This is a genomic window from Nisaea sp. (assembly GCF_039990255.1).
GTDB lineage: Bacteria > Pseudomonadota > Alphaproteobacteria > Thalassobaculales > Thalassobaculaceae > Nisaea.
On sequence record NZ_JBDXGG010000023.1, the window covers coordinates 152,439 to 177,178 of the forward strand.

At 60.0% G+C, this 24,740-nt stretch carries 22 protein-coding genes; 8 read left to right on the forward strand and 14 right to left on the reverse strand.

Annotation, left to right across the window (positions count from 1 at the left end):
- Positions 1 to 13: 13 nt before the first annotated feature.
- The 6 genes from pheT to ABJ076_RS21875 form a co-directional block, all read right to left on the reverse strand.
- The gene (pheT, locus tag ABJ076_RS21850; protein ID WP_348195028.1) at positions 14 to 2,413 is read right to left on the reverse strand and encodes a phenylalanine--tRNA ligase subunit beta; all 2,400 of its coding nucleotides are present in this window, start codon (positions 2,411 to 2,413) and stop codon (positions 14 to 16) included.
- Positions 2,410 to 3,486 carry a phenylalanine--tRNA ligase subunit alpha gene (pheS, locus tag ABJ076_RS21855; RefSeq protein ID WP_348195030.1) on the reverse strand — a complete coding sequence of 359 codons (1,077 nt, stop codon included), beginning with the start codon at positions 3,484 to 3,486 and terminating at the stop codon, positions 2,410 to 2,412. The genes pheT and pheS overlap by 4 nt, the downstream gene beginning before the upstream one ends.
- Positions 3,487 to 3,619: 133 nt before the next feature.
- Positions 3,620 to 3,985 (reverse strand): 50S ribosomal protein L20, encoded by a 366-nt coding sequence (rplT, locus tag ABJ076_RS21860; RefSeq protein WP_193172694.1) that lies wholly within the window; start codon positions 3,983 to 3,985, stop codon positions 3,620 to 3,622.
- A gap of 15 nt (positions 3,986 to 4,000) precedes the next feature.
- Positions 4,001 to 4,198: a 50S ribosomal protein L35 gene (rpmI, locus tag ABJ076_RS21865; protein WP_028467118.1), complete on the reverse strand. Its 198-nt coding sequence runs from the start codon at positions 4,196 to 4,198 to the stop codon at positions 4,001 to 4,003.
- Positions 4,199 to 4,355: 157 nt separating this feature from the next.
- Entirely contained in the window at positions 4,356 to 5,087 is a 732-nt protein-coding gene (locus ABJ076_RS21870) for an SDR family NAD(P)-dependent oxidoreductase (RefSeq protein WP_348195033.1), read from the reverse strand.
- A 48-nt stretch (positions 5,088 to 5,135) separates the two neighbouring features.
- A complete protein-coding gene (locus ABJ076_RS21875) occupies positions 5,136 to 6,314 on the reverse strand; it encodes a multidrug effflux MFS transporter (protein ID WP_348195035.1) in 1,179 nt (392 codons plus the stop codon).
- A 249-nt stretch (positions 6,315 to 6,563) separates the two neighbouring features.
- Here ABJ076_RS21875 and ABJ076_RS21880 point away from each other — a divergent pair, with 249 nt between their 5' ends.
- Positions 6,564 to 8,168 carry a lysine--tRNA ligase gene (locus ABJ076_RS21880; RefSeq protein WP_348195037.1) on the forward strand — a complete coding sequence of 535 codons (1,605 nt, stop codon included), beginning with the start codon at positions 6,564 to 6,566 and terminating at the stop codon, positions 8,166 to 8,168.
- A 75-nt stretch (positions 8,169 to 8,243) separates the two neighbouring features.
- Here ABJ076_RS21880 and ABJ076_RS21885 read toward each other — a convergent pair whose 3' ends face one another.
- Complete coding sequence (locus tag ABJ076_RS21885; RefSeq protein ID WP_348195039.1) at positions 8,244 to 8,906, reverse strand: OmpW family outer membrane protein; 663 nt, start codon at positions 8,904 to 8,906, stop codon at positions 8,244 to 8,246.
- A 177-nt stretch (positions 8,907 to 9,083) separates the two neighbouring features.
- On the reverse strand, positions 9,084 to 10,835 hold the full coding sequence (locus ABJ076_RS21890; protein WP_348195042.1) for an NAD(P)/FAD-dependent oxidoreductase: 1,752 nt from the start codon (positions 10,833 to 10,835) through the stop codon (positions 9,084 to 9,086).
- A gap of 180 nt (positions 10,836 to 11,015) precedes the next feature.
- Here ABJ076_RS21890 and ABJ076_RS21895 point away from each other — a divergent pair, with 180 nt between their 5' ends.
- The 3 genes from ABJ076_RS21895 (at position 11,016) to folE2 (ending at position 13,822) form a co-directional block, all read left to right on the forward strand.
- On the forward strand, positions 11,016 to 12,236 hold the full coding sequence (locus ABJ076_RS21895) for a GTP-binding protein (RefSeq protein WP_348195044.1): 1,221 nt from the start codon (positions 11,016 to 11,018) through the stop codon (positions 12,234 to 12,236).
- Positions 12,237 to 12,329: 93 nt separating this feature from the next.
- Positions 12,330 to 12,809, forward strand: a complete 480-nt coding sequence (locus ABJ076_RS21900; protein WP_348195046.1) for an Rrf2 family transcriptional regulator — start codon at positions 12,330 to 12,332, stop codon at positions 12,807 to 12,809.
- 125 nt (positions 12,810 to 12,934) lie between these two features.
- Entirely contained in the window at positions 12,935 to 13,822 is an 888-nt protein-coding gene (gene folE2 / locus ABJ076_RS21905) for a GTP cyclohydrolase FolE2 (RefSeq protein ID WP_348195047.1), read from the forward strand.
- Positions 13,823 to 13,890: 68 nt separating this feature from the next.
- On the opposite strand, the gene ABJ076_RS21910 is transcribed toward folE2, so the two are convergent.
- Together ABJ076_RS21910 and ABJ076_RS21915 are read right to left on the reverse strand one after the other, a co-directional pair.
- Positions 13,891 to 15,030, reverse strand: a complete 1,140-nt coding sequence (locus ABJ076_RS21910; protein ID WP_348195049.1) for an NAD(P)/FAD-dependent oxidoreductase — start codon at positions 15,028 to 15,030, stop codon at positions 13,891 to 13,893.
- A 45-nt stretch (positions 15,031 to 15,075) separates the two neighbouring features.
- Positions 15,076 to 17,856: an ATP-dependent DNA helicase gene (locus ABJ076_RS21915; RefSeq protein ID WP_348195051.1), complete on the reverse strand. Its 2,781-nt coding sequence runs from the start codon at positions 17,854 to 17,856 to the stop codon at positions 15,076 to 15,078.
- Between the two features lie 87 nt (positions 17,857 to 17,943).
- Here ABJ076_RS21915 and ABJ076_RS21920 point away from each other — a divergent pair, with 87 nt between their 5' ends.
- A complete protein-coding gene (locus tag ABJ076_RS21920; RefSeq protein ID WP_348195054.1) occupies positions 17,944 to 19,197 on the forward strand; it encodes an adenylate/guanylate cyclase domain-containing protein in 1,254 nt (417 codons plus the stop codon).
- Positions 19,194 to 19,655, forward strand: coding sequence for an Lrp/AsnC family transcriptional regulator (locus ABJ076_RS21925; RefSeq protein ID WP_348195056.1), 462 nt, complete (start codon positions 19,194 to 19,196; stop codon positions 19,653 to 19,655). The genes ABJ076_RS21920 and ABJ076_RS21925 overlap by 4 nt, the downstream gene beginning before the upstream one ends.
- Positions 19,656 to 19,843: 188 nt before the next feature.
- Here the strand turns inward: ABJ076_RS21925 and ABJ076_RS21930 are convergent, their stop codons facing one another.
- Positions 19,844 to 20,473 (reverse strand): protocatechuate 3,4-dioxygenase, encoded by a 630-nt coding sequence (locus ABJ076_RS21930; RefSeq protein WP_348195058.1) that lies wholly within the window; start codon positions 20,471 to 20,473, stop codon positions 19,844 to 19,846.
- Between the two features lie 432 nt (positions 20,474 to 20,905).
- Here ABJ076_RS21930 and ABJ076_RS21935 point away from each other — a divergent pair, with 432 nt between their 5' ends.
- Complete coding sequence (locus tag ABJ076_RS21935; protein ID WP_348195060.1) at positions 20,906 to 21,982, forward strand: AraC family transcriptional regulator; 1,077 nt, start codon at positions 20,906 to 20,908, stop codon at positions 21,980 to 21,982.
- Positions 21,983 to 22,361: 379 nt separating this feature from the next.
- A complete protein-coding gene (locus ABJ076_RS21940) occupies positions 22,362 to 22,880 on the forward strand; it encodes a DNA polymerase III subunit epsilon (protein WP_348195062.1) in 519 nt (172 codons plus the stop codon).
- On the opposite strand, the gene ABJ076_RS21945 is transcribed toward ABJ076_RS21940, so the two are convergent.
- From ABJ076_RS21945 to ABJ076_RS21955, 3 genes are all read right to left on the reverse strand, one after another.
- The gene (locus tag ABJ076_RS21945) at positions 22,835 to 23,263 is read right to left on the reverse strand and encodes a hypothetical protein (RefSeq protein WP_348195064.1); all 429 of its coding nucleotides are present in this window, start codon (positions 23,261 to 23,263) and stop codon (positions 22,835 to 22,837) included. The two genes, ABJ076_RS21940 and ABJ076_RS21945, sit on opposite strands and share 46 nt — an antisense overlap.
- 4 nt (positions 23,264 to 23,267) lie before the next feature.
- Positions 23,268 to 23,414 (reverse strand): hypothetical protein, encoded by a 147-nt coding sequence (locus ABJ076_RS21950; RefSeq protein ID WP_348195066.1) that lies wholly within the window; start codon positions 23,412 to 23,414, stop codon positions 23,268 to 23,270.
- 115 nt (positions 23,415 to 23,529) lie between these two features.
- On the reverse strand, positions 23,530 to 24,624 hold the full coding sequence (locus tag ABJ076_RS21955) for an HlyD family type I secretion periplasmic adaptor subunit (protein ID WP_348202597.1): 1,095 nt from the start codon (positions 24,622 to 24,624) through the stop codon (positions 23,530 to 23,532).
- Positions 24,625 to 24,740: the final 116 nt, after the last annotated feature.

Consider the following 24,740-nt stretch of genomic DNA (forward strand, 5'->3'; position numbering starts at 1 on the left):
TTGAAAGCTGTTCTCAGCCCCGAATGCGTCCACCCGTGGCCTTCTCGACCTGGGCGACGATCTTTCGGGTTACATCCCCGATCTGCTCTTCCGTCAGGGTCGCATCGACCGGTTGCAGGGTGACCTGGAGGGCGATGGATTTCTCCGTCTCCTCCAGTCCCTTGCCCTGATATTCATCGAACAGATGCACGCCAGCGATCAGCGCCTTGTCGGCACCGGCTGCCGCCCTGACCAGTTTTTCCGCCGGCACGTCCTTCTCCACCACGAAGGCGAAGTCACGGGTCAGCGGCTGGAACGGGGAGAGCTTCAGGAACGGCTTGGCCGGACCCTTGGCTTTCGGCGTCGGCACCTTGGCGAGGAAAATCTCGAAGGCCACCGCCGGGCCTTTCAGGTCCATCGCCTTCAGCACCTTGGGATGAAGCTCCCCGAAAGTCGCCAGCACGTTCGGGCCGAGGCGCAGCGCGCCGGAGCGGCCCGGATGATACCAGGCAGGTGCATCGGTCGAGACCTGCAGATTACCCGCCGGCGCATCCAAAGCTTCCAACAGTGCCATAACGTCCGCCTTGGCATCGAAGGCATCGACGGCACGGGTCGAGCCTGCCCAGTCCTTCGGGCCGGTACGACCCGTGCGCAGGCCAGCCACCACCGTGGACTGGCCCTTCGGCGTCGCGTCCGCATATTGCGGGCCGACCTCGAACAGGGACGCATCTCCAATGCCCATATTCGCGCCCCGGACAGCGGCCGCGATCAGGTTCGGCAAGACCGAGGGGCGCATCACATCCAGCTCGCTGGAGATCGGGTTGACCAGCTTCAGCTCGTCGGCGCCGCCGCCGAAGAGTTCGGCTTCTTCCTGTGACAGGAAGGAGAAGGTCACCGCCTCCATCATGCCCCGGGAGGCCAGCAGGCGCTTGGATGTGCCTTCGCGGACCTGCGCCTTGCTCAGCGCCGGTTCGGGCACGACATGGCCGGTTTCCAGAGAGACCACCGGGATCTCGTCATAGCCGTTGATCCGGATGATTTCCTCAACGAGGCAGGCCTCGCCCTCGACATCGCGATAACGCCAAGGTGGCATGACCGAGCTGATCGCCTCACCACTGCCGGAGACTTCGAAGCCGAGCCGCGTCAGGATGTCCTTTGCGCGTTCTTCCGGAACATCGATGCCCGCGAGGCCCTTGATCCGGGAGTGACGCAGCGTGATGGTGCGCTGCCAGTCCTCTTCCTGGCCATGCACGACAAGCTCGCTCGCCTCGCCGCCACAGATATCCAGCACCAGCTTTGAGGCCAGATGCACGCCCCAGGTCGGGCCGGTCGGGTCGAGGCCGCGCTCAAAACGGTAACGGGCATCGCTCAGCACGTTCAACTTCCGGCCCGTCATCGCGACCGAAATTGGATCGAAGATCGCGACCTCGAGATACATGTTCACGGTCTCGTCGCCGCAGCCAGTGCGTTCGCCGCCCATGATCCCGGCCATGTCGTCGATGCCGTTCTCGTCGCCGAGCACCAGCATGCCGTCCTCGAAAGTGTAGGTCTTTTCGTTCAGCGCTTCATAGCTCTCACCCGCCTTGGAAAGCCGGATGCGGATGGCGCCGCCGGAGAGCTTGTCCGCGTCATAGGCATGCAGCGGACGGCCGACATCGAGCATCATGTAGTTGGTGATATCGACCAGGGCAGAGATCGGGCGCAGGCCTACGGCAACGAGCCGGTCCTGCATCCATTTCGGACTCGGGCCGTTCTTCACACCTTTGAAGTAGCGGCCAACCACATAGGGCACCAGCGACGGCTCCGGCACGTCCACATCCCAGGTAATCGGGCTTGCGAAGGTGCCTTTGACTTCGCTCGTATCGAGCGGCTTCAGGGTGCCGAGACCGGCGGCGGCGAGATCACGGGCGATACCGCGCACGCCGAGGCAATCCGCCCGGTCCGGCGTGATGGCAATATCGATCACCGGATCGTCCATCCCGGCATATTCGGCATAGGACATACCGACCGGCGCGTCTTCGGCCAGATCGATGATGCCATCATGCTCATCGGAAAGGCCCAGCTCGCGCTCGGAGCAGAGCATGCCATTGCTCTCCTCGCCCCGAATGACGCCCTTCTTCAGATCGACTCCGGTGCCCGGAACATGGCTACCGGACGGGGCGAAGACGCCCTTCATGCCCGTGCGCGCGTTCGGGGCGCCGCAGACCACCTGAATGGTCTCCGTGCCGGTATCGACCTTGCAGACGCGCAGCCGGTCCGCATTCGGATGCTGCACAGCCTCGATGACATGGGCGATGGTGAAGGGGGACAGCTTTTCAGCCGGATTGATCAGCTCCTCGACCTCAAGCCCGAGCATCGGCAGCGTGTCGCAGATCTGCTCGAGCGTGGCGTCGGTCTCGAGATGTTCTTTCAGCCAGGACAGAGAGAACTTCATCGGTTGAGCCCTCCGGCCAGATTGGGAACATCGAAGGGCATGAAGCCGTAATGCTTCAGCCAGCGCAGGTCGCTGTCATAGAACGGGCGCAGATCGGGGATACCGTATTTCAGCATTGCGATCCGCTCGATCCCCATGCCGAAAGCGAAGCCCTGATATTCGGTCGAGTCGATGCCGCAATATTCCAGTACCTTCGGGTGCACCATGCCGCAGCCAAGGATCTCCAGCCAGTCGTCGCCAGCGCCGATCTTGAACTCGCCGCCCTTGCGGGTGCAGCCGATATCGACCTCTGCCGATGGCTCCGTGAACGGGAAGTAGGACGGCCGGAAGCGCACTGGCAGATCGTCGACGCCGAAGAAGGCGCGGCAAAAATCGATCAGGCAGCCCTTCAGGTGGCCCATATGGGTACTCTTGTCGATCACCAGCCCCTCGACCTGATGGAACATCGGGGAGTGCGTGGCGTCGTGATCCGAGCGGAAGGTCCGGCCCGGGCAGATGATCCGGATCGGCGGGGTCTTTTTCTCCATGGTACGGATCTGCACTGGAGAGGTATGGGTGCGCAGGACGCGCGGCGTGCCGCTCTCGTCCGGCGGCAGATAGAAAGTATCGAGTTCCTGACGGGCCGGATGCTCGGGCGGAATATTGAGCGCGGTGAAGTTGTAATAATCGCTCTCGATATGCGGCCCTTCGGCAACGGAGAAGCCCATCTCTGCGAAGATCTGGATCAGCTCTTCGGTGGTCTGGGTGAGCGGGTGAACCCGGCCGGTCGCCTCGGGGCGGGCTGGCAGGGAGACGTCGATCCTCTCGGCCAGCAGCCGGGTATCGAGCGCCGCATCCTCAAACCCGGTCTTGCGCGCCTCGATGGCGGCCTGGATCTCGTCCTTCAGACGGTTCAGGGCCTGCCCGGCTTCCTTGCGCTGCTCCGGATCGAGACCGCCGAGCTGCTTCATCAGGCCGGTGATGCGGCCTTTCTTGCCAAGAGCGCCGACACGGAGCTCTTCGAGTGCGCCAAGATCTCCCGCGCCATCTACGGCGGCGGCAAGTTCCGCTCTCAGTGTTTCAACGTCCTGCATGTTCTTTTCACCCCAAATCGGTGCCGGTTCCGGTCCAGCGCGGGTTCCTCAAAGCAAAAGGGGCCCGGCTAAGGCCAGACCCCTTTTCAACTCTTTTACCGATAGGCTGCCGGATGATCCGGCAGGCCTCGTATTAGTCGGCAGTTCCGAGCGCGGCCTGGGCTTGATCGACCAGGCTTTTAAACGCCGCCGGCTCGTGGATCGCGAGATCCGAGAGCACCTTGCGGTCGAGCTCGATACCGGCCTTCTTCAGACCATTCATGAACTTCGAATAGGTCAGACCGTAGCTGCGCGCACCGGCATTGATACGCTGGATCCAGAGAGCGCGGAAGTCGCGCTTGCGGACCCGACGATCGCGATAGGCGTACTGAGCCGCCTTCTCCATCGCCTGTACAGCAACGCGGAAGACGTTCTTCCGGCGGCCGTAATAGCCTTTGGTCTTGTCCGTGACTTTCTTATGACGGGCGTGAGCCGTGACGCCCCGTTTTACACGTGCCATCTCTGGTGCCCTTTCTTAAGCGTACGGAAGGAATTGTTTGACGATCTTCGCATCGGCATCGGACAGGATCATCGTCCCCCGAGCCTTGCGCTTCATCTTCTGGGATTTGTTAGACAGCTGGTGGCGCTTGTAGGCGACGTTACCACGCACCTTACCGCTGCCCGTGAGCCGGAACCGCTTCTTGGCGCCGCTCTTGGTCTTCATCTTGGGCATTTCGATCTCCGTTTTAGCGGTTACTACCTGCCGGTCTGGCATGCCCTACAAGCCATGACGCGGCGCTGCCCCAAGATTGCTCATGGGGAGGCGGGTTTATACAGAGCGGGAACGGGAGAATCAAGCGGTCTGTGAGCCACGCATATCTGCCTGCTCGTCAGCGGGCATGCTCAGGCAATCTCGATGTCTCCGCATACCGCCGCTCCGGATCGTTATAGAACGGATCGGTACCGGTCGGTTGCAAGATCACCTCCCTGTCCTCGATACCGCCGGGCACTGTGGCGAGACGCCAATATTCGGCCGCAATGCGCTCCGGATCGAACGGGCCGCCCGGCGCCACGATCCCGCAGATCGCAATCACCGAGACATGCACGCCTTGCGGTGCGAGTTCCTTGTAGAACGAGAGCGAGAGGCTACGCAGCGCCGCCTTGCCGAGCGCAAGCGAGGTCCATTCCGGAAATGGCTCCAGCGCCAGACCACCACCGGTAAAGAGGATCGCGCCCCTGCCCCGCTCGACCATCCCCGGCGCGACGCGCTTTGCCGCACGGTGCGCGCCCAACAGATTGACCGACAGCTCGGCTTCGATCCGGTCCGTCTCCAGCTCCAAAACCGTCGCGGGCTTCAGAACGGCGGCGTTGTAGATCAGGGTATCGCACGGGCCGAGCGAATCCGTTAAAGCCATCAGCGCGCCTTCGAGAGCAACAGCATCGCCCGCATCAGCGGCATGCCAGGCAACAGTGGCGTCTGCTTCGGACAACCGGCCCGCCATCGCTTCCAGCTTGGCGGCATCGCGCGAGATCAAGCCGACAGAGTAACCACCAGAGGTAAATCGCCTGGCAATGGCTTCACCGACCCCGGGACCGGCGCCAACAAGCAGACATACAGGCATTTTCGATCCGTCCTTCCGCACAATGGCGCGTTCTAGGAAGTGTTTCGATCAGAGCCGCGTACGGACAACCAGTGTGAGCACGAAGGAAGCACACGCACAAATCGCGATCACGGCGACCATCGGGATGGCCGTTCCGTCAAAGAACGGTCCTGTAGCAACGATCATCAGACCGCCTGTCAGCATTTGCAAGGTTCCCCCGAAGGAGGAGGCAAGTCCGGCAATCGCGCCATGTTCGTCCAGCGCCATGACCATCGTCGTCGGCAAGGCCAGACCAAAGCCTGCATTCGCGCACAGCAGAAATCCGATCAGCACGAACAAATGTGTTTCCGTCGTCAGCAGAAGGACAAGCAGGATAGACGCGGATGCGGCGAAGAAAGCCGCCCCCAGGCGGATCACGACAGTCAGGCCAAACCGCTCCGCCAGTGGCCCGGCAAGTTGGCACGCGGCAAAGAAGCCAATAGCATTCACGGCGAAGGCCAGCGCGAACTCAGTCGGGCCAAGGCCATACTGATCGCGATAGACAAAAGCGGCCGAGGCAATGAAGACAAAGAAACTTGCCATCCCGAAAGCGCCCACGAAGGTCAGCGCCAGGAACTGCCGGTCAAGGATGAGCGTGCGCATTCCCATTAACAACGCCCGAAAATTAAACGGTACCCGGTCAGACCTCGCCAGGGTCTCCGGCAGCGTCGTTCCCGCCAACAACAGGCTCAGAAGGGCGCCGCCGCAGAGAATGAAGAAGATCGCCCGCCAGCCGAAAACCGGCACGACGACACTGCCCGCCAGCGGCGCCAGCATCGGCGAGATCGAGATTACCAGCATGATCAGCGCCATCAGCTTGGTCGCCGTCGGGCCGGTATGCAGGTCCCGGATGATGGCGCGCGGCAACACCATGAGCGCGGCGCCGCCTAATCCCTGAAGGAACCGCCAGCCAGTCAGCTCCACCGCCGTTCCGGCCAGTGCGGCACCAACGGCACCGACAATGAAAACCACCAACCCGACATAGATCGGCAGTTTCCGCCCGGCCTGATCCGACCACGGCCCATAGAGCATCTGTGCCAGACCAAAACCAATGAAATAGGCCGTAATCGTCGCCTGGATCGCCGTTTCGTCAACAGCAAGATCCACAACGATCTCCGGCATGGCCGGCAAATACATGTCGATCGCAAACGGCCCGACCAAAGACAGCAATCCAAGCACCAAAGCGGAACGCCAGAGGCCGACCGTCATCTCATCTTCCTTGATATATTTGAAAGGGCCACAGACCCCGGCGCCGTCCTGAATGGGACAGAATCTTTATCGCTAACTTCTATTGCCTGAAATGCAGTTTGTCACTTCGCCGATCTAACAACCTCCCAATCCGGGAGCCGGGCCTGTATTTGATACCGGTCATGCATCTGTGGAGTGCCGGGAATCGTTGACCTTCTCTACGCACCGCCCTAGCTTCCCGCGCACTATCGCAAGCTAAGGATCAAACACATGACCTCCCTTATCCCGACCGAGATCGCCGAGAACGCCCGTGCCTGGCCGTTCGAGGAAGCGCGAAAGATCGTTGCGCGGATCGGGGGCAAAAAACCGGAAAAAGGTCATGTTGTGCTGGAGACCGGCTACGGCCCGTCCGGCCTGCCGCATATTGGTACCTTCGGCGAAGTGTTCCGCACAACCATGGTCCGCCGCGCCTTCGAGCAGCTCATGCCTGACGTGCCGACCAAGCTGGTCGCCTTCTCGGACGATATGGACGGCTTCCGCAAGGTTCCAACCAATCTGCCGAACCAGGAAATGCTGGCGGAATATCTGAACAAGCCGCTGACCCAGGTGCCCGATCCCTTCGGCACGCATGAGAGCTTTGGCGCACACAACAACAACCGGCTGATGGAATTCCTCGACAGCTTCGGCTTCGAGTACGAGTTCCTGTCCTCGACCGAATGCTACAAGAGCGGCATGTTCGACAAGGCGCTGCTCGAAACCCTGCAGCGCTATGACGAGATCATGGCCATCATGCTGCCCACCCTCGGCAAGGAGCGTCAGGCGACATACTCACCTTTCCTGCCGGTTTGCCCGACCACAGGCAACGTCCTGCAGGTCGCGATCAGCGAGCGCAACACTGATGCGGGCACCGTGATCTATGAAGACCCGAACGGCGGCGGCAAGGTCGAGGTGCCGGTCACCGGCGGGCATTGCAAGCTGCAGTGGAAGTGCGACTGGGCCATGCGCTGGCACGCGCTCGGCGTCGACTACGAGATGTCCGGCAAGGATCTGATCGACAGCGTCAAGCAGTCATCCAAGATCTGCCGCACCCTCGGCTCGAAGCCGCCGGAAAGCCTGAGCTACGAGCTGTTCCTCGACGAGGAAGGCGGCAAGATTTCCAAGTCGAAGGGCAATGGCCTGTCCGTAGAGGACTGGTTGCGCTACGGCTCACCGGAAAGCCTGTCGCTGTTCATGTACCAGCAGCCCAAAAGGGCGAAGCGGCTCTATTTCGACGTCATCCCGAAGAACACGGACGAGTATTTCCAGTTTCTCGACAAGCTGGAAGGCGAGAGTGACGAGGCCAAGAAGGTCGAGAACCCGGCCTGGCACATCACCCAGGGACGCGGGCGCGGAAACGAGGAGAAGGTGCCGCTGAGCTTTGGCCTGCTGCTGAACCTCGCATCGGTCTGCCATGCGGAGGACACCTCTGTCCTCTGGGGCTATATCGCCCGTTACGCGCCGGGCGCAACAGCGGAAAGCCACCCGGCTCTGGACCGAATGGCTGGCTATGCGGTGAATTACTATCAGGACTTCGCCCGGCCGAACAAAACCTACCGCGCGCCATCTGAGATGGAACGCGCCGCGTTCGAGGATCTGGTCGGTGAGCTGCAAGCCCTCGCCGCAGACGCCGATGCGGAGACGATCCAGACACAGGTCTATGAAGTCGGCAAACGCCACGATTTCGAGAACCTGCGCGACTGGTTCAAGGCGCTCTACCAGGTCCTGCTCGGCCAGGACCAGGGCCCGCGCTTCGGCAGCTTCATCGCTCTCTACGGACGGGATGAAACGGTAACGCTGATCGGACGCGCTTTGGCTGGTGAGGATCTGGCGGCTTAAGCAGCGCGGCCTCCCTGAACATAAAAACGGCCCTGCTTGGCAGGGCCGTTTTCGTATCAAGCGGCTGCGCCTCAATCAGAAACGATAACCGACACCGATACCGAACACCCACGGATCGAGGTCCGCGTCGACATTGATCGGGCCACTGCCGACATTCGTCGTGATCGTGGTATTGAGAAACACTTTCTTGACGTCGACGTTCAGAGACCACGGGCCGGAGATCGCGTAGTCGAAACCAGCCTGAAGTGCGTAGCCGAAGCCATCGTCGTAAGAGATCGACTGCGCCGCACCGGGCTTCTCGTCATAGAAAAAAGTATAGTTGATACCGGCACCCAGATACGGGCTGAAGCGCTCTTTGGGCATGAAGTGGTATTGCAGCGTCAGGGTCGGCGGCAGCAGCATGACGGAGCCGAGATCGACGTCCGGGTTTTGCCACTTCAGATCATGCTTGGTCGTTGCCGCGATCAGTTCCACCGCGATGTTATCCGTGATGAAGTAGGAAAAATCGACCTCCGGAACATAGTCATTGTTCAGCTCGCCACCGCCGGTCGTAAGCTGATTGGAAGACGTCTCTTCATCCGGAACCATGGCGATGCCACGGGCACGGATAACGATGTCACCAGCCTGCTTGGGTTTGTATTCGTCAGACCGGGCCTGTGCCGCACCGCTGACAGTCATGAGTGAGCCCAGTAAAGCAAATGTGGCTGCCGCCGCCATCAATTTCCCGGAGAATGTCATCAGTCCGTCCTCTTGTATCAATAATGATGGCGGCAAATTGCGCCCCGCCTTCGCTGGCGGCTTTGACACAGATCAACAGAAAAGATGAAAACGGCTATATTTTTGAAGGCGTTAACTGATGACAGTCAGTTAACCAGAAGAGCGAACTGAACAAGCGGCAAGCTACTCAACCGCCGATCATGCCACCAGCTCCGCCTTGATCGCCCGCGCCAGGAACTTCGAATAGATCCGCGCCTGCGCGAAGCTGCCGCCGGTGTACCAGAGGCCGGGCTGCGGGGTCGGGGTCCACATGTTGTTCAATTCCTGGATCTCAGGGTCGATATCCCAGACCGTGCCGATCCGGTCTGCCACCGTGTCGCCGAACAGCACACGGGTCATGTGGTCCTGGCCCTTGTAGCCAGTGGCGAGCACGATCAGGTCCGCCAACCGCCGCGCGCCGTCTTTCATGCGCAGACCGCCCGCTTCAAAATGGTCGATGTCGCTGTGCTGGATCAGGCCGATCCGGCCCGCCGCCATCAGGTCGGAGGCGCCGACATTGAAATAATAACCGCCGCCACGGGTCCGGTATTTCAATGGCCAGCCGGTGCCGCCCTCACCGAAATCAAGCCGGAAGCCGACCTTCTCCAGACCATCAAGAAGCGGCTTGTCGATCTCCTTCACCTTGTCGGTAATGATCTTGTGGGCGGTGCGGATCATGTCGAAGGGGGTCGCGAGATTGATCAGGTCGCGGTCTTCCCAGCTCGGCCCCTCACCCCAGTAAATGCCGTCATAGAGCTGCGCGCTCGGCTCGATATTGACGATCAAGGTCGGGCTGCGCTGCACGATGGTGACCTCCGCGCCATTACCTTCCAGATCCTGCGAGATGTCGTGCGCACTGGTACCAGTGCCGATCACGGTGACCCGCTTGCCGGCCCAGTCAGCGCCTGCCGTGAACTGGCTGGAATGCAGCACCGGCCCGCTGAATTGATCGAGGGTCGGGATGACAGGAATGTTCGGCGTGCCGCTGACACTGGTTGCCATGACGATATGGCGAGGGCGCATTTCCCGCACCGATCCGTCGACCAGTTTCAGCCGGGCGATCCAGCATCCGGCATCCGCGTCGTATTCCGCGCCTTCGAAACTGGTTTCGGTCCAGAAATTGATGTCCATCGCGTCGACGTAAGACTCGAGCCAGTTGGCGATGCGGTCCTTGGGAATATAGGTTGGCCAGCCCTCCGGGAAGGGCATGTAGGGCAGATGGTTGCTGTGGATGTAATTGTGCAGCTTCAGGCCGTGATAGCGCAGCCGCCAGTTATCCCCGGCCCGCTTCATCCGGTCGACGACGAGCGTGTCTACATCCAGCCGGTTCAACCGGGCCGCCGCCGTCAGCCCGGCATGGCCGCCGCCGACGATCAACACCTCCGGGTCACGGCCCGTATAGGCCCGTTCCTCCGCACGCTTGTCAGCCCAGTTGGGGCCATGGAATGCCGGATTGAAGGCGGGTTCGTCCCGCTGTTCGAACAAGCGCGCCTCCTCGAACCCCTTCAGGTCTTCCAGCGCCGTCATAAAGACCCAGGCGCGCGGCCGGTCACTTGAATATGTCAACCGAACCAGACCGACGCCTATTCCCTTCGCCGTTTCGAAGGAGAGAATTCCTTCGATCACGGATGTTCCGGCCCGCTCGACAATCCGGGGAGCGGCACGGCCTTCGGCAATCGAGAATGCCCCAAGACCGGAACTGGCCGCTTCGAAAAGCAGCCTTTCTGCGATTGCTTCGGCGCCGGGGATCGTTCTCTGCCGTCCCGACAGGATCAGCACGTCACGCCAGCGCGCCTCCACATCGAAACACGCCGTCAGAGCGCCGGATCCGGGTGCCGACAGCGCCGCATTAAGATCCGTGATCCAGCGGGAAAATAAGGAGCTGGCGTCGATTTCCGCCATCCTGCTCATCGGCTTCCATCCCGTATGGTTTGAGAAAACGAGGAAGGTACCGGAGAACAGTAAACGCGATCAGCATACGTTTCCACGCCTCAGAACGGTACGGGGAACCCGCAACCGCGAAGTATCGGGTTGCGCACAAGTCGTGAAATTGATAATGTTATATTATAACATAACATATTGGAGATTCCCGTGCCCGACACCCGTCTTCCCGTGACGGTGCTTTCCGGCTTTCTCGGCGCCGGCAAGACTACGCTGATGAACCGCGTCCTGAACAACCGCGAGGGCCGCCGCGTCGCTGTGATCGTCAACGATATGTCAGAGGTGAATATCGATGCGGATCTGGTGCGGGAGGGTGGCGCCGAGCTCAGCCATACCGAAGAAACGCTGGTGGAAATGTCGAACGGCTGCATCTGCTGCACGCTGAGGGACGATCTGCTGCTTGAGGTTCGGAAACTCGCTGAAGCAGGACGGTTCGACTATCTCCTGATCGAATCCACCGGCATTTCAGAGCCGCTACCCGTTGCGACCACCTTCGATTTCCGCGACGAGTCCGGACAAAGCCTCTCCGACATTTCCCGGCTCGACACAATGGTCACGGTTGTCGATGCCGTTAACCTGCCCAAGGATTTCGCCAGCCACGATGCACTCGCCGACCGAGGTGAAGTACTTGGAGAGGAGGACGAACGGACCCTCGTTCACTTGCTGACGGACCAGATCGAATTCGCGGATGTGATCGTCATCAACAAAGTCCACGACGCCGGGCCGGATGGGCTCAGAGCGACGCGCCAGATCGTACGGAGCCTTAATGTCGATGCGCGGCTGATCGAGACTGATTTCGCGAACGTTGCACCGGAAGATATCCTCGATACCGGCCTATTCGATTTCGAAAAGGCACAGGATCATCCGCTCTGGGCCAAGGAGCTTTATGGTTTCGCCGACCATGTTCCGGAATCCGAAGAATATGGCATTGCCTCCTTTGTCTACCGGGCGCGACGGCCGTTCGACCCAAGCGAAATCCACGAACTGCTGAACGGTCCGCTGCCGGGCGTGATACGTGCCAAAGGTCATTTCTGGATCGCCACGCGGCCGGACTGGCTGGCTGAATTCTCGCTCGCCGGCGCCCTTTCGAGCACATCCCCGCTCGGTACCTGGTGGGCATCGGTCCCGAAAAAACGCTGGCCGGAGAGTGCACCCTTCCGAAATTACATCCGGGAAAACTGGTCCGAACCCTTTGGCGACCGGCGCCAGGAGATCGTCTTCATCGGTACCGGAATCGACTGGGCGATGCTGAAGGAGCAACTTGATGCCTGCCTGGTTCCGGAAGAGATCTGTCAAGATCCAGCCGACCTCGCGTCACTCTCTTCCCTCACCGATCCCTTTCCCCGCTGGGCCCGGACGGAGGCAGCCTAAACAGCCGTACTCACCGATCTCTCATGATCGAAAACAAGAGAACAGCAGGCGGTAATCTTGACGCTCCATTTATTGTAACATAATTAGTTACAAATGAGCCAAGATAGCCGCCTGTCCGGAATCCTCCATGTCCTCTTGCACATGGCCGAAGCCCCCGGGCCTCACACCTCAGAGGCCCTGGCGCGTGCGATGAATACTAATCCAGCAGCAATACGGCGCACGATGGCCGGGTTACGTGAGCGGGGATATGTGCGCGCAGAACGCGGAAACGGTGGTGGCTGGACAATCACATGCGACTGCGCTCGCACTACACTAAAAGATATCTATTTTGCACTCGGCCAGCCGGCAATCATTGCCATGCGGAACCGCAGAAACGCGCCTGATTGTGTAATGGAGCAGGCCGTGAATTCGTCCTTGGCCGATACCTTCGAAGCGGTCGAGGCGCTCATGCTGCAACGCTTCAGTGAAGTGACTCTTGCCGATCTCAGTGCCGATTTTCGAACCCGACAAGCGCAGGGCAAGGAAAGCACCAGCCTGCAAGAGCGTCATCAGCATATGGAATCAACACCCTGACGCAGACAAAGCGACAGGCTTTCCCACAACTGGGCAACAAAGACAGTTTGAGCCCTCCGGACTTTGCCGTGCGACATGAAATTCCGCACACGGATCACAAAACAAACGCATCACCGGAACCGATTATGACTGCAGAACTTCCCGACGTTTCATTCTCCGAAACCGCACCCGGCAACAGCCCATTGGAGTGGGTTGGCATGCAGGGAATTGACCTGCCAATTGAGATTGCCGAGGCCGGATACAGGCGTGAACACCACGCCAGGGTGGATGTCCAGGTCGATATGCCAAAACCAGAGGTCAAGGGCATACATATGTCCCGGCTCTACCGGTTGCTCGACACGATTTCCCAGAACGGGGCTTTAACCCCCGGCGCGCTTAAACAACTGCTCGAAAAGATGATCGAGAGTCAGAAAGATTGCGGAAGCCGTAATGCACGCCTGCGCATCTCCACCGATCTGCTCGTGCGCCGATCCGCGCTTCTGACGGAAGGTCTTTCCGGCTGGAAGTCTTACCCGATCAAGATCGACACGGCTCTGATGGATGGTGTGTTTAGCTGCCTGATCAAGGTCAACATTAGCTATTCCTCAACCTGCCCATGCTCGGCCGCGCTGTCACGACAGGTGGTTGAGCAAGCGTTTCTCAAGGCGTTTGACAGGCAGGCCAATGTTGCGCCGGATGATGTTGCAACCTGGCTCAGGGATAATGCCTCACTAGCGACCCCTCACAGCCAGCGCAGCGAGGCCCATGTCTCGGCGGAGATTGAAGGTGATGCAATCGATCTTGGGTTATTGGCGCTGATCGAGCGGGTCGAGGCCGCGATCAATACACCGGTGCAAACGGCGGTGAAGCGTGTTGACGAGCAAGCCTTTGCAGCACTCAACGGACAAAATCTGATGTTTGTCGAGGATGCCGCACGGCGTATTGAAGCAGTGATCGGAGACTATCGGCATGCAAGTGTTTATGTGCGTCATTTAGAAAGTCTCCACCCGCATAACGCCGTCGCGTGGGCTTAGTCACAGCGCTCCATTGGATGCGCCCCACGACCAGGGGAGGTATAGGGTGTTACGATTAACGGGCACTTTCAGCGCAACCGTTCTATCACCTCTTCGGCAATAGCCAGTGAAGAGGTAACCCCCGGCGACTCGATACCATAGAGATTGACCAGTCCGGGCACGCCGTGGTCGGCGGGTCCCTGGATCATAAAGTCGACGGCAGGCTCGCCTTCGGCCTGAATTTTCGGGCGAATGCCGGAATAGGCAGGGGTCAGGCTGTTGTCCGGCAGACCCGGCCAGTATTTCCGAACCGCTGCGTAGAAGCTGTCGGAGCGGCGTGGATCGACATCGTAATTGATCTCGTCGATCCATTCGACGTCAGGGCCGAACCGGGCCTGTCCGCCGAGATCGAGGGTTAGGTGGACGCCGAGGCCAGCCGCTTCCGGAGCCGGATAGATCAGGCTGCTGAAAGGCGCCGTGCAGCCGGTCAGCTGGTAGTAATTGCCCTTACAGAAATGCTGCGCCGGGATCGCTTCCACAGGGAAACCCTCGATGGTGCGCATGATGCTCTGACTGTGCAGACCGGCGGCAACCACGACAGTCTTCGCGGTCAGCGTCATGCCGTGCAGGCCGCCGACGCGCAGCTCGACACCCTCTTCCGTTACCCTTCCGCCCTCGACGGGGGAAAGGAAGGCAATCATGCCGCCATGCTCCTCAAGGTCGCCCTGCAAGGCCAGCATGTATGAATGGCTGTCGATCACGCCAGTAGAGGGAGACCAGAGCGCGGTGACGCAGCGCAGGTCAGGCTCCCGCGCGGTAACTTCGTTGTGGGACAGGAATTCGAGATCGTGGACGCCGTTCTTGTCTGCCCGCTCCTTGATCTGCTGTAACGCCGGGATCTGGTCCTCGGAGGTGGCAACGATCAGTTTGCCGAGTTTTTTGTTAGGCACGCCATGGCTCTCGACAAAATCGTAGAGCAGGGCCTTGCCGCGCACACAGACATCCGCCTTCAGGCTGCCCGGCGGATAGTAGATACCGGCATGGATAACTTCGGAATGGCGTGAGCTGGTTTCGGAGCCGATCAGATCATGCTGCTCCAGCACGATCACCTCGCGCCCGGCCATGGCCAGCGCCCGCGCCGCCGCAAGACCGACCACACCTGCCCCGATCACCACTGCGTCGACTGGTTCCGACACGCGCACTTCCTCCATCATTTTATCGGTCGTCATCCCGGATCAAGTCCGGGAGGACGGCCTTATTGATTGATTATGGGGTTAGAACGGCACCTCGTGCGCGTCAACTGACAGCGTTGGAACAGGTGCCGTCCCGAAAAAGGCACGGGTCTCCCCTACCACCTCGGCGAGGCCGCAGCGCCGCACCTCGACACCGTCCGGAAAGGCCCCTAGCAGCCGGGTCGGCATCATCGGATCGAGCAGCACGAAGACGCCCCGGTCGTCCGCCCGGCGCACAAGGCGCCCGAAGGCCTGTTTCAGCTTCAGCCGGGTCAGCATGTCCGTGTAGCTACCTCCGCCGAAGGCCGATCGGCGGGCGCGATAAAGGATATCCGGCCTCGGCCAGGGCACCCGGTCGAAAACGATCAGGCGCAGCGCGTTACCCGGCACATCCACGCCGTCCCGCACCGCGTCCGTGCCGAGCAGGCAGGCATGCTCCTCCGCCCTGAAAATATCGATCAGGGTGGAGAGGTCGAGCCCGTCTACATGCTGGGCATAGAGCGGCAGATCCGCCTCATCGATGGCGCCGCCGATCCGGCGATGCACCTCGCGCAGCCGCTGGATCGCGGTGAACAGGCCAAGCGCACCACCTCCCGAAGCAAGAAACAGCTCCCGGTAGGCCGAGGCGACTTGTGCCATATCATCCTTGCGCACATCGTTAACGATGAAGACACGCGTCCGGGACGGATAATCGAACGGCGAGGCAACAGCGGCATGCACCGCCGGTGCGTCGAGCCAGACGGCTCCGGTCCGTTCCTCCGCCGCCTGCCAGTCGCGGAAATCGTTCCCGGTGCCGTCCCGCAGGGTGGCCGAAGTCATGACCACACCCTGGGCCGGTTTCACGACCGCTTCGGCGAAGGGGCGGCCCGGATCGATCCAGTGCCGGTGCAGGCCGAGATCCATGTCCCGGCCGTCCATCCGGTCGATCTCCAGCCAGTCGACATATTCCGCCGGGGTTTCGTGCGCCAAAGCCTTCAGCATGTCGCGCCAGGCGCCAAGCGTCATCTCGCCCCGCCGCTGCAGGGAGCGGGCGACGGCTTCAAGCCGCAAACGCATAGCGCTTTCCAGATCCTCCGCATCCTCGTCCAGCCGGTTCTCCAGCCGCTTCTTCAGCTCCTTCAACGGTGTCAGAATGCGGGCCAGCGCCGCGTCGAGCGCTTCAGCCGCTTCCAGCAAACCATCCACCGGCGGATGCGTATCCGTCTGCATCGAATAGGGACTGTCCGGCTGCTCGGTGCGGGCATAGACCTGGGAGCGAACCAGCGCCAGAAAATGCTCCGTCTCGCCCTTAGTCTCGCCCTCGGCGATCCGGGTCAGCCAGCCCTCACCCGGCAGCACGCGGGCGGCATGCATCACCGCTTCCAGTGCTTCCAGTGCCTTCTCGTCATCCGCGATCAGATCCTCGACGCGCTTCTTCAGGCCCCGCGCCCGGCCGGAACGCCTGCCCTCGGCGCCGATCAGCCAGCGCCGCAACTCCACCGTCTCAACAGCCGTCAGATGCGCGGAGAAAGCACTGTCCGCCGCATCGAAGACATGGTGACCCTCATCGAACACATAGCGGGTCGGCAGCGCGCCGTCGTCCATGCCGCCAAGCGCGGCCTGGATCATCACCAGCGCATGATTGGCGACGACGATCTCCGCCCGCCGCGCCCTTCGCACGGATTTTTCGATGTAGCATTTGGAATAATGCGGGCAGGCGGAATAGATGCACTCGCCGCGACGGTCCGCCAGCCCGACAGTACGCCCGCGCCCGAGAAGGTCGGACAGCCAGGCCGGGAAGTCGCCGCCCTGCACGTCTCCATCACGCGTTGCCTCGGCCCAGCGCGCCATCAGGCCGAGAGCGGTGCCGAATTGCGGCATGGTCGGCAGGGTGTTCACCGCCTCTTCCAGATTGAGCAGACAGAGGTAATTCTCCCGCCCCTTGCGCACCACCGCCTTCAGCGCCTTTCGCACTGGGTCGGGATAAAGCCGGTCAAGCTCTCCGTCGATCTGGTGCTGCAGGTTGCGGGTGTAGGTGGAGACCCAGACCGCCCCCTCGTTCTTCTCCGCCCAAACGCTGGCGGGCGCGATATAACCGAGGGTCTTGCCGACGCCGGTGCCCGCTTCGGCCAGCACCACATTCGGACGCCGTTCCTCCTCGCGCGGCATAAAGGCGCCGGAGACGGCGGAGGCATAATCCGCCTGGCTCGGCCGCGCTTCAGCGCCGTCTCCGAGCAATCCCGCCAGCCGTTCGCGCGCTTCCGCATCTTCCACGGGCTTGTTTCCAGCGGGCGGCTCAGGCGCATGCTCGGACCATTCCTCCAGCCGGCGCCAGACCTGCAACCCACTCGGCCGCACCGGGCCCGGCGGCGGCAATTCCCCGGCGCCCAGCGCATGCAGCACCGCATCGCCCCAGCCCCAGCCGCAATTGCGCATGGTCTCGGCAATCGGGCGCGCGCTCGGGTCCCGGTCCCTGTCGGCAAGTTCCGCCAACAGAGAGGCGGCAGCAGATGACAGCACCAGCGCCTCGTCCTCATGATCCTGTGGAGGCGCCAGCATCAGCGCTTCGGCGAGGCCGCGCGGTGTCGGCAGGCAGAACTGGGCGGGGCGGACGAAGGCGAAGAGCTCAAGGACATCGACCACCGCGATTCCGTCGAGCCGGAGCCGCCGGGATATCGCACGGGCATGGGCCACGAGGCACGGCCCCGAGCGCAGCCGGCCAGCCGCTTCCTCATGGCTGATCTGCTCCAGATCGCCGTCCGTCCCGAGCCACACCGCGAAACGCGGGGCGAGGACAAGGCTCGGCAATGAGGGTATACGAATCTCGCGCTCGGAGGAGGTCATCCCCTCCCTTTATCAAGGCCGCGCCGGGTTTGCCAGAAGTGCTTCGAACCTGCATTCTGTCGCCGCCCGAAGCGAGGAAAGAAGATTATGTTCGCGAGCCCCACGATCCCGAACGAAAAAGCAATGCAGCTGATCCAGTGGCTGATCTATCAGGCATGGGAAAAAGCGCCAAACGAGGCACTGGTTGCAGCGACTGCCGAGCGGATCGTCGAGGCCGGCGTGCCGGTCGATCGCTGCCGGGTGGCGATGTACACGCTGCACCCGGAAACCGGCTCGCTGCTGTTCGACTGGGATCGTGCCGAAAACGCGCCGCAGTCCGGACATCGCCACGAGATCGCCTATAGCGACGGAGATTCCGAGGAATGGAGAGCAAGCCCGCTGCATCACATGATGGCGACCGGCACCATGCAGTTCCGGCGGCGGCTGACAGGTCCCGATGCCAAAGTCGATTTCCCGGTACTCGCAGAATATCATGACGAGGGCTTCACCGATTATTACGCCTGCATGTTCGGCGGCAAGGAGGCACTGAAGCTTATCCGGGACGGGGAACGCAGTTGCGGAGCGCTCCTGCGCTGGCTGACCCGCCATCCCGACGGCTTTTCCGATCATGATATCGCCTTCATCGACAGCATCGTCCCGGCCCTGACATCGGCCATTCAAGCCCATCTCGACCAGGAGATTGCAGCCAACCTGCTTGATGCCTATGTCGGCCCGCTGGTCGGCGAACGCATCCTGAAGGGCGAGATCCGGCGCGGCATGGCGGAGAGCCTGAACGCCGTGCTGATGATCGCCGACCTTTCCGATTTCACCAGCGTCAGCGACATTGTCTCGAAAGAGGAGATGGTCTCGGCGCTGAACCGCCATTTTGACGCCATGCTGGCACCGGTCGAGGCCGCTGGTGGACAGGTGCTGAAATTCCTCGGCGACGGGTTCCTCGCCATCTTCCCGTTCGATCCGGGCATGCAGCGGGAAACCGCCCGCAAGGCATTGCAGGCCTCGACCGAGGCACTCACTGCCGTGGATGCCTTGGCCGAGACCGAAGCGGATCTGGCCCGCCCTGCCATGGGCCTCAACGTGGCGCTGCATCTGGGCGAGGTGATGTTCGGTAATGTCGGCTCGCGCGACCGGCTCGACTTCACGGTGATCGGCCCCGCCGTGAACGAGGCCAGCCGGATGGAGAGCCTCTGCCGTTCGCTGGGCACCGACATCATCCTGTCGGAGACGATCGCCGAGCTGCTGCCGGAACAGACCCGGCTGCTGACCCGCACTGAATTGCGTGGTGTGAAGGGCGAACGCGCGCTCTATGCCCCTCTCGCTGCGCCCTCCGGAACGCTGAGATGAATGAGCCGAAATTCGATGCTATCGACCGCGCCATCCTGACCTTCATTCAGAGCAACGGCCGCGCCGCCTATGCCGATATCGGCACCCATGCAGGGCTTTCCGTCTCCGCTGTCAACGAGCGCTTGAAGAAGCTGCAAAACGCCGGTGCCATCCGCGGCTACGGAGCCATTCTGGAGCCGGCAGCAATAGGCCTCGAAGTGCTGGCCTATGTCTCCGTACTGATCGACTGGAGCGCCCATAACGACGCCTTCCTGGACGCTGTCCTCGCCATGCCCGAAGTGCTCGAATGCCACCACGTCACAGGCGACTGGTCCTACCTGCTGAAAATCCGCACCCGCTCGAACGACGCGCTGGAAGACGTGATTTCGAACCGCATCAAGCTGCTGCCCGGCGTGACGCGTAGCCAGACGGTGATCGCGTTGAAATCTCCTAAGGAGAGCGCGGCGCTGCCAGTTTGAGTCGAAACCCTTCCAGCCATTCATCAATGTCGTCATCCCGGACGGAGAGCCGGGACCTGGATAAACGTAGACCGGCGTCTTTTGTCGACAGATCCCGGATCAGAGTCCGGGAAGACGATTTGTTGTGAGCAACATCTCAAATCCTTCGGACATCCGCACGCCCTCCCGGCCCCGGAGAGGCGCCCGACTTACAAGACTATGTTTATGATTGTCTCTTCGCCGTCGGATCCTTCGAAATAGGTCATGGAGACAGCGCGGGCCTGATCCGGTGACATCCGTCGAAACAGCCAGTCCCGGGCGTTATCGGCATTGCCGGCCTCATAGAATTGCGTCGTCAGCAATTCGTGCCCTTTCTCATCGAACACCTTCGCATGAATATGAGGAGTCCGGCCCGGGTATTTGCTTGGCTTGATCGTCCGGAAGGTATAGCGGCCATCCGCATCTGTAACGTCATGACCGAAACCTTGGAACCCGCGATCATAGGCGACGTCTCGATCATCACCGGGATGCAGGTATTTTCCGTTGATATCGCACTGCCAGATTTCCACGCGATGGCCGGAGAGTGGTGTGCCGTCCGTGTCGGTAACGTGGCCATGCAAGGTGATGATTTCGCCACCTGCCTGCTGAACAAGCCCCAAGACCTTAACAAGATCATTGTCCACATCATTCAAACGCAATCGAGGGGTCGGGTAAAACGGACCCTCGGTAGCGCGCGCCGTCAGCGCTGCAGAAAGAGCAGGGCGCGGGAAAACCGCGCTTCCAATGAGGGCTATCAACCCGGCAAGGACACCGCGTCGGTTGCTTTGGCTGGCGTTCATGACGTCTTCCCGATTTGATAATTGCTGTTGGAAATTAGGGTCGCGCACACCTGAATGCCAGCCCTGCGCCGCTTTGGCGCCTGTTGACTTTGGAAGATTGAAAATAGATCCGGAACTCTTTTGAAACAGAATGAATGCCCGAGATCGATGGCACCGCAAGCGCAACACCCCCTCCTCCAAATTCGTCAAAAATCGATAGACTCAATCCCGACAAAAATCCGGCAGCCAAAACCTGAATCGAATAACGGAAGAATAGTATTATATTGTGCCGAACGTTCCTACTTCCATGCAGAATTCATTACCCCAAGACACCTATATTGCCTCTTTCGACGAAATATTATTAAAACTTTCTTTGAGGTTATTTATGATTTCAGAATGATAACGCCTATTTCAAGAGGCCTCTTGTAAGTCGGTCGAGGAAAAGGGCCAAAAATGGCAACTAATGTGGCAATGGGCAAGAAACCGGCGAGACAAACGGTGCCAAACGCGATCTTCAGTCTGGACGTCGTCAAAGAAAAAGAACGCTACGATCTCTGGCGGGAAAGTATAGCTTGTATATTTGAAGTCGATGGTGACCGTGCGTTACGCCGGACACCAAATTTCAAGGCGCATGTCGACGCCAACATGTTCGGCCCGATCATGCTCGCTCGAACATGGACACAGCAGCAGGACTGGAAGCGCTCCCCCTCTATTATGGCGCGTGACGGCATGGATCATTACATGATCCAGCTTTTTGAGCATGGACAGATGCAATGGGAGGACGGCACTGGTCTCCGCGAGCTTCCGAAAGGCGGTCTGATCGTTTTTGATCTTGCCCAGGCAGTCAAAACCCAAACCAACGACTTCTGCAACCTCTCCCTTATCATTCCCCGCACCATGATGGACGGCGCGCTTAAACCGCATTTCGATCAGCACCTACGCGTTCTTGCCAAGGGTGAACCGATGGTGAAGCTGTTACGCGACCACATGCTGTCGCTCAAGTCAGTGTCGGACCGGATGAGCGTCAGGCAAGCCATCGAGGTTGCACCGGCCACGGTCGGTCTCGCCGCCGCTTGCCTTAATGCTGCAGTCGACCGGGAAAACCCTCATCAGGGCGCCGGGATCGCATTAGCACAACTCACCGTGATCCGGCGTTTCATCGAAGCCAATCTCTCCGAGCCAGCACTCTCCGTCGATTGGATCGCACGGCATGCCGGAGCATCCAGAACCAAGCTTTACAAGTTGTTCGACGCGTTCGGTGGTGTCGGCACCTATATCCGCGACAGACGCTTGCGCAGGGCACTTCTAGCGCTTGTCGACGAGACTGCGCAGTACCGGCCCATTTACGATATAGCTCTCGCCTCGGGCTACACGAGCGATGCCGCCTTCAGCCGGGCATTTCGTGCCAAGTATGGCATTGCGCCGCGAGACATCCGAGGTAACCAGGCACGGCTAGCCGATATTGGACTCCCGACCGATGATAAAGTCGACAGACGCTACGAACGATGGCTCCATCATCTTTCCGTCTGATCCAGACAAATAATGGACGCTGTCATTGCTCTTACGTCCGCCGTGTATTGGATCGACCATGACGCATCCGTCCCACTTTTCGGGACATTCACAATCCCGCCCGGCCCCTTCACATTTCCTTCATGGCGCGCATGCGGTCGCTCGGATGTGGAGGATTTCAGGAGAAACTCGAACAGTGGCTCCGTAAGGTTTCAGGAAAAAGGGGCCGAAGGAAAACCAAACAAGCACCTGCCTGACGCACCGAATTAAGGAGTGTGATTTAGGGTGTTGGATACTTAATGTTCGAGTCGGAGCAACATCTGTCCGAGAGAGAAACATGGGGTATTTGTATATTGTCACCGATTGTGAATTTGACGGCCCAGTTCCCGGGACCCATTCCATGCTTTCATTCGGCTCAGTGGCACTCTCCGAAACCGGCGAAACACTTGGAGAGTTCGAAGCGGTTCTAGAACGCTTGGATGGCGCGACAACCGATCCTGTCTGCATGGCTTTCTGGAAGAAAAACCCAGAGGCATGGGAAGCAGCGACAGAAAATGCTCAACCTGCCGCACATGTCATCGATCATTTCATTGAGTGGATCAGATCGTTTCAAGCAGAGCCGATTTTTGCCGCACACCCTGTCGCTCTCGACGGGCCGTGGTTCGACTATTATCTGAAGCGATTTACTGGCAGAGCCCTGTTAGAAGGGCCATGGGTCGCTGATCGCCTGTTCAGGCATGCCCCGCTTTGTATAATGTCCATGGTCGCGGGGAAAACCGGGCGTGCTCACTGGACGTGCGATGTTGAAAACTATCCCCCGGAATGGCTTGGTTATATCGAACATACACATCGCGCGATTGACGATGCTCGTGGCTATGCGAACCTTTTAAGCTTTCTCATAAACACGCCATCAAGCTGAGAATAAAAACCATAAATTAAGGTGTGTGTCCCCACAATTCCCTGAATAGCGCTACCAACAGCTCCCCCAAGTGCCACCTTAGCAACAATTACAGCAGTACCTGACGCCGTTGTAATTGTAGCCGCGAGACCAACACCGACCGCACCAAGAGTCACAATACCCGCTGCAGCGGCCGCCCCCAGCACCACGACACCCGCTTTAAGCAAATCTTTGCTAGTTAAGGCCCCTGTTTCTTCATAAGTTTGTGCCGCACTAACTCCTGCAGTCACAACTCCAGCACCAATCTTTACTGATGCTCTAACAGAAAATGAAGGAGTGATATCATCAATTACTTTCGAAAAACAATCTATTACTTGATCAAATCTTTCAAGATAATCTGTCATAAACTTAATCTCCTGTAGTGTTGTTTTTTATTTTAGTATTTTTTCTATACGCAATAATTGCAGAAGAAAAACCAAACACAGCCAAACCAAAGAAAAGCATAAATCCAAATAATGACTCTTCATCAAATTGACAATAAATCATCTCATGCAAAAACAGCACTCCATAAAAAAGCATCATCGAAGACAATGGAAATAATACATAAATGAATCTAATTGGCTTTATTAAACACCAATCGCCTACCTGCCTCCACATTATTGTAATTCCTTCATCGTTCTCGCATCCCTTCACTTGCATAGCGCAACACCGGCTGCAGAACGTATTCGAGCACCCGTCTTTCACCAGTCAGCACGTCCGCCGTCACTGACATACCCGGCACGAGACGAACGTCCCTGCCATCAACGTTCAGATGTTCCCGCTCGATCTCGATCCGCGCCGTGTAGGACAGCATTTGCGGTGCCGCCTGCGGGCCGGTCGTGGCCGCTCCCGCCGCGCCGGCGGCATTGTTCGCGTCCTGGGGCACCGCGGCATCGGCGCTGAGGCTGACGATCGTGCCCTCGATGCTGCCGTAGCGCATGTAGTTGAAGGCATCGACCTTCACCGCCGCCCGCTGGCCGATCTCGATAAAGCCGATATCCCGGTTTGTCACCGTCGCCTCGACCGTCAGACGGTCGCCATCCGGCACGATGCGCATCAGTGCTGCACCAGGCTGGACAAAGCCGCCGAGCGTGTGCACCGAGAGGCCGGTCACCTCCCCGGCGACCGGGGCCGCGAGCGTCATGCGGCCGACCCGGTCGGTTGCCTTAATCCGCTCCTGCGCCGCCGCGTTTGCCTTCTGCCGGGCTTCCGCCAGGGAGCGCTGACGCTCTGCTTCGAAGGCAAGCAGCAGGTTCTCCGCCGTCGCCTCTGCACTGGCCAGGGTCGCCTGTGCTTCCTCGATCTGCTTGTCCAGCACCAGGCCCTGATGCCGGGTTTCCAGCAGCGCCTGCTCATGCTCCAGATAGACGGATTTCTGGGTGAGTTGCTTGTCGTAGAGAATGCGCTGGCCGTCGACCCGTTCCGTCAGCAGCGGCAGAACGGCGGCGACCTTGTTCTGCTCCGCCCGGAGCGAGGCCAGCGTCGCCCTCGCCCGCGCATCCTCCCGACCGGCCCGGATACGCTCCCCCGCCAGTGCCGCCCATTCCGCCCGCATGACGGCAAGGCTCTCGGCAACTTCATGCTCCGGCGCACCCTCGGGGATCTCGAACAGTTCCTGCGGTTGCAGCGGTGCACCGCCCGAAGCCAGCGCAGCGGCGCCGATCAGCGCTTCCTCCCGCGCTACATCCAGCCGGGCCGCAATGCTGGATGAACAAAAATACATCATAAACCGGTCCCAATATCGTACGTGCCCAACTGCATATTATCCAGGGACCGATGGTGTGCCAAACCGGTATCGTGCCGACATCCTATAAAGGCGGTTCGTGACCGCACTCATGCGCC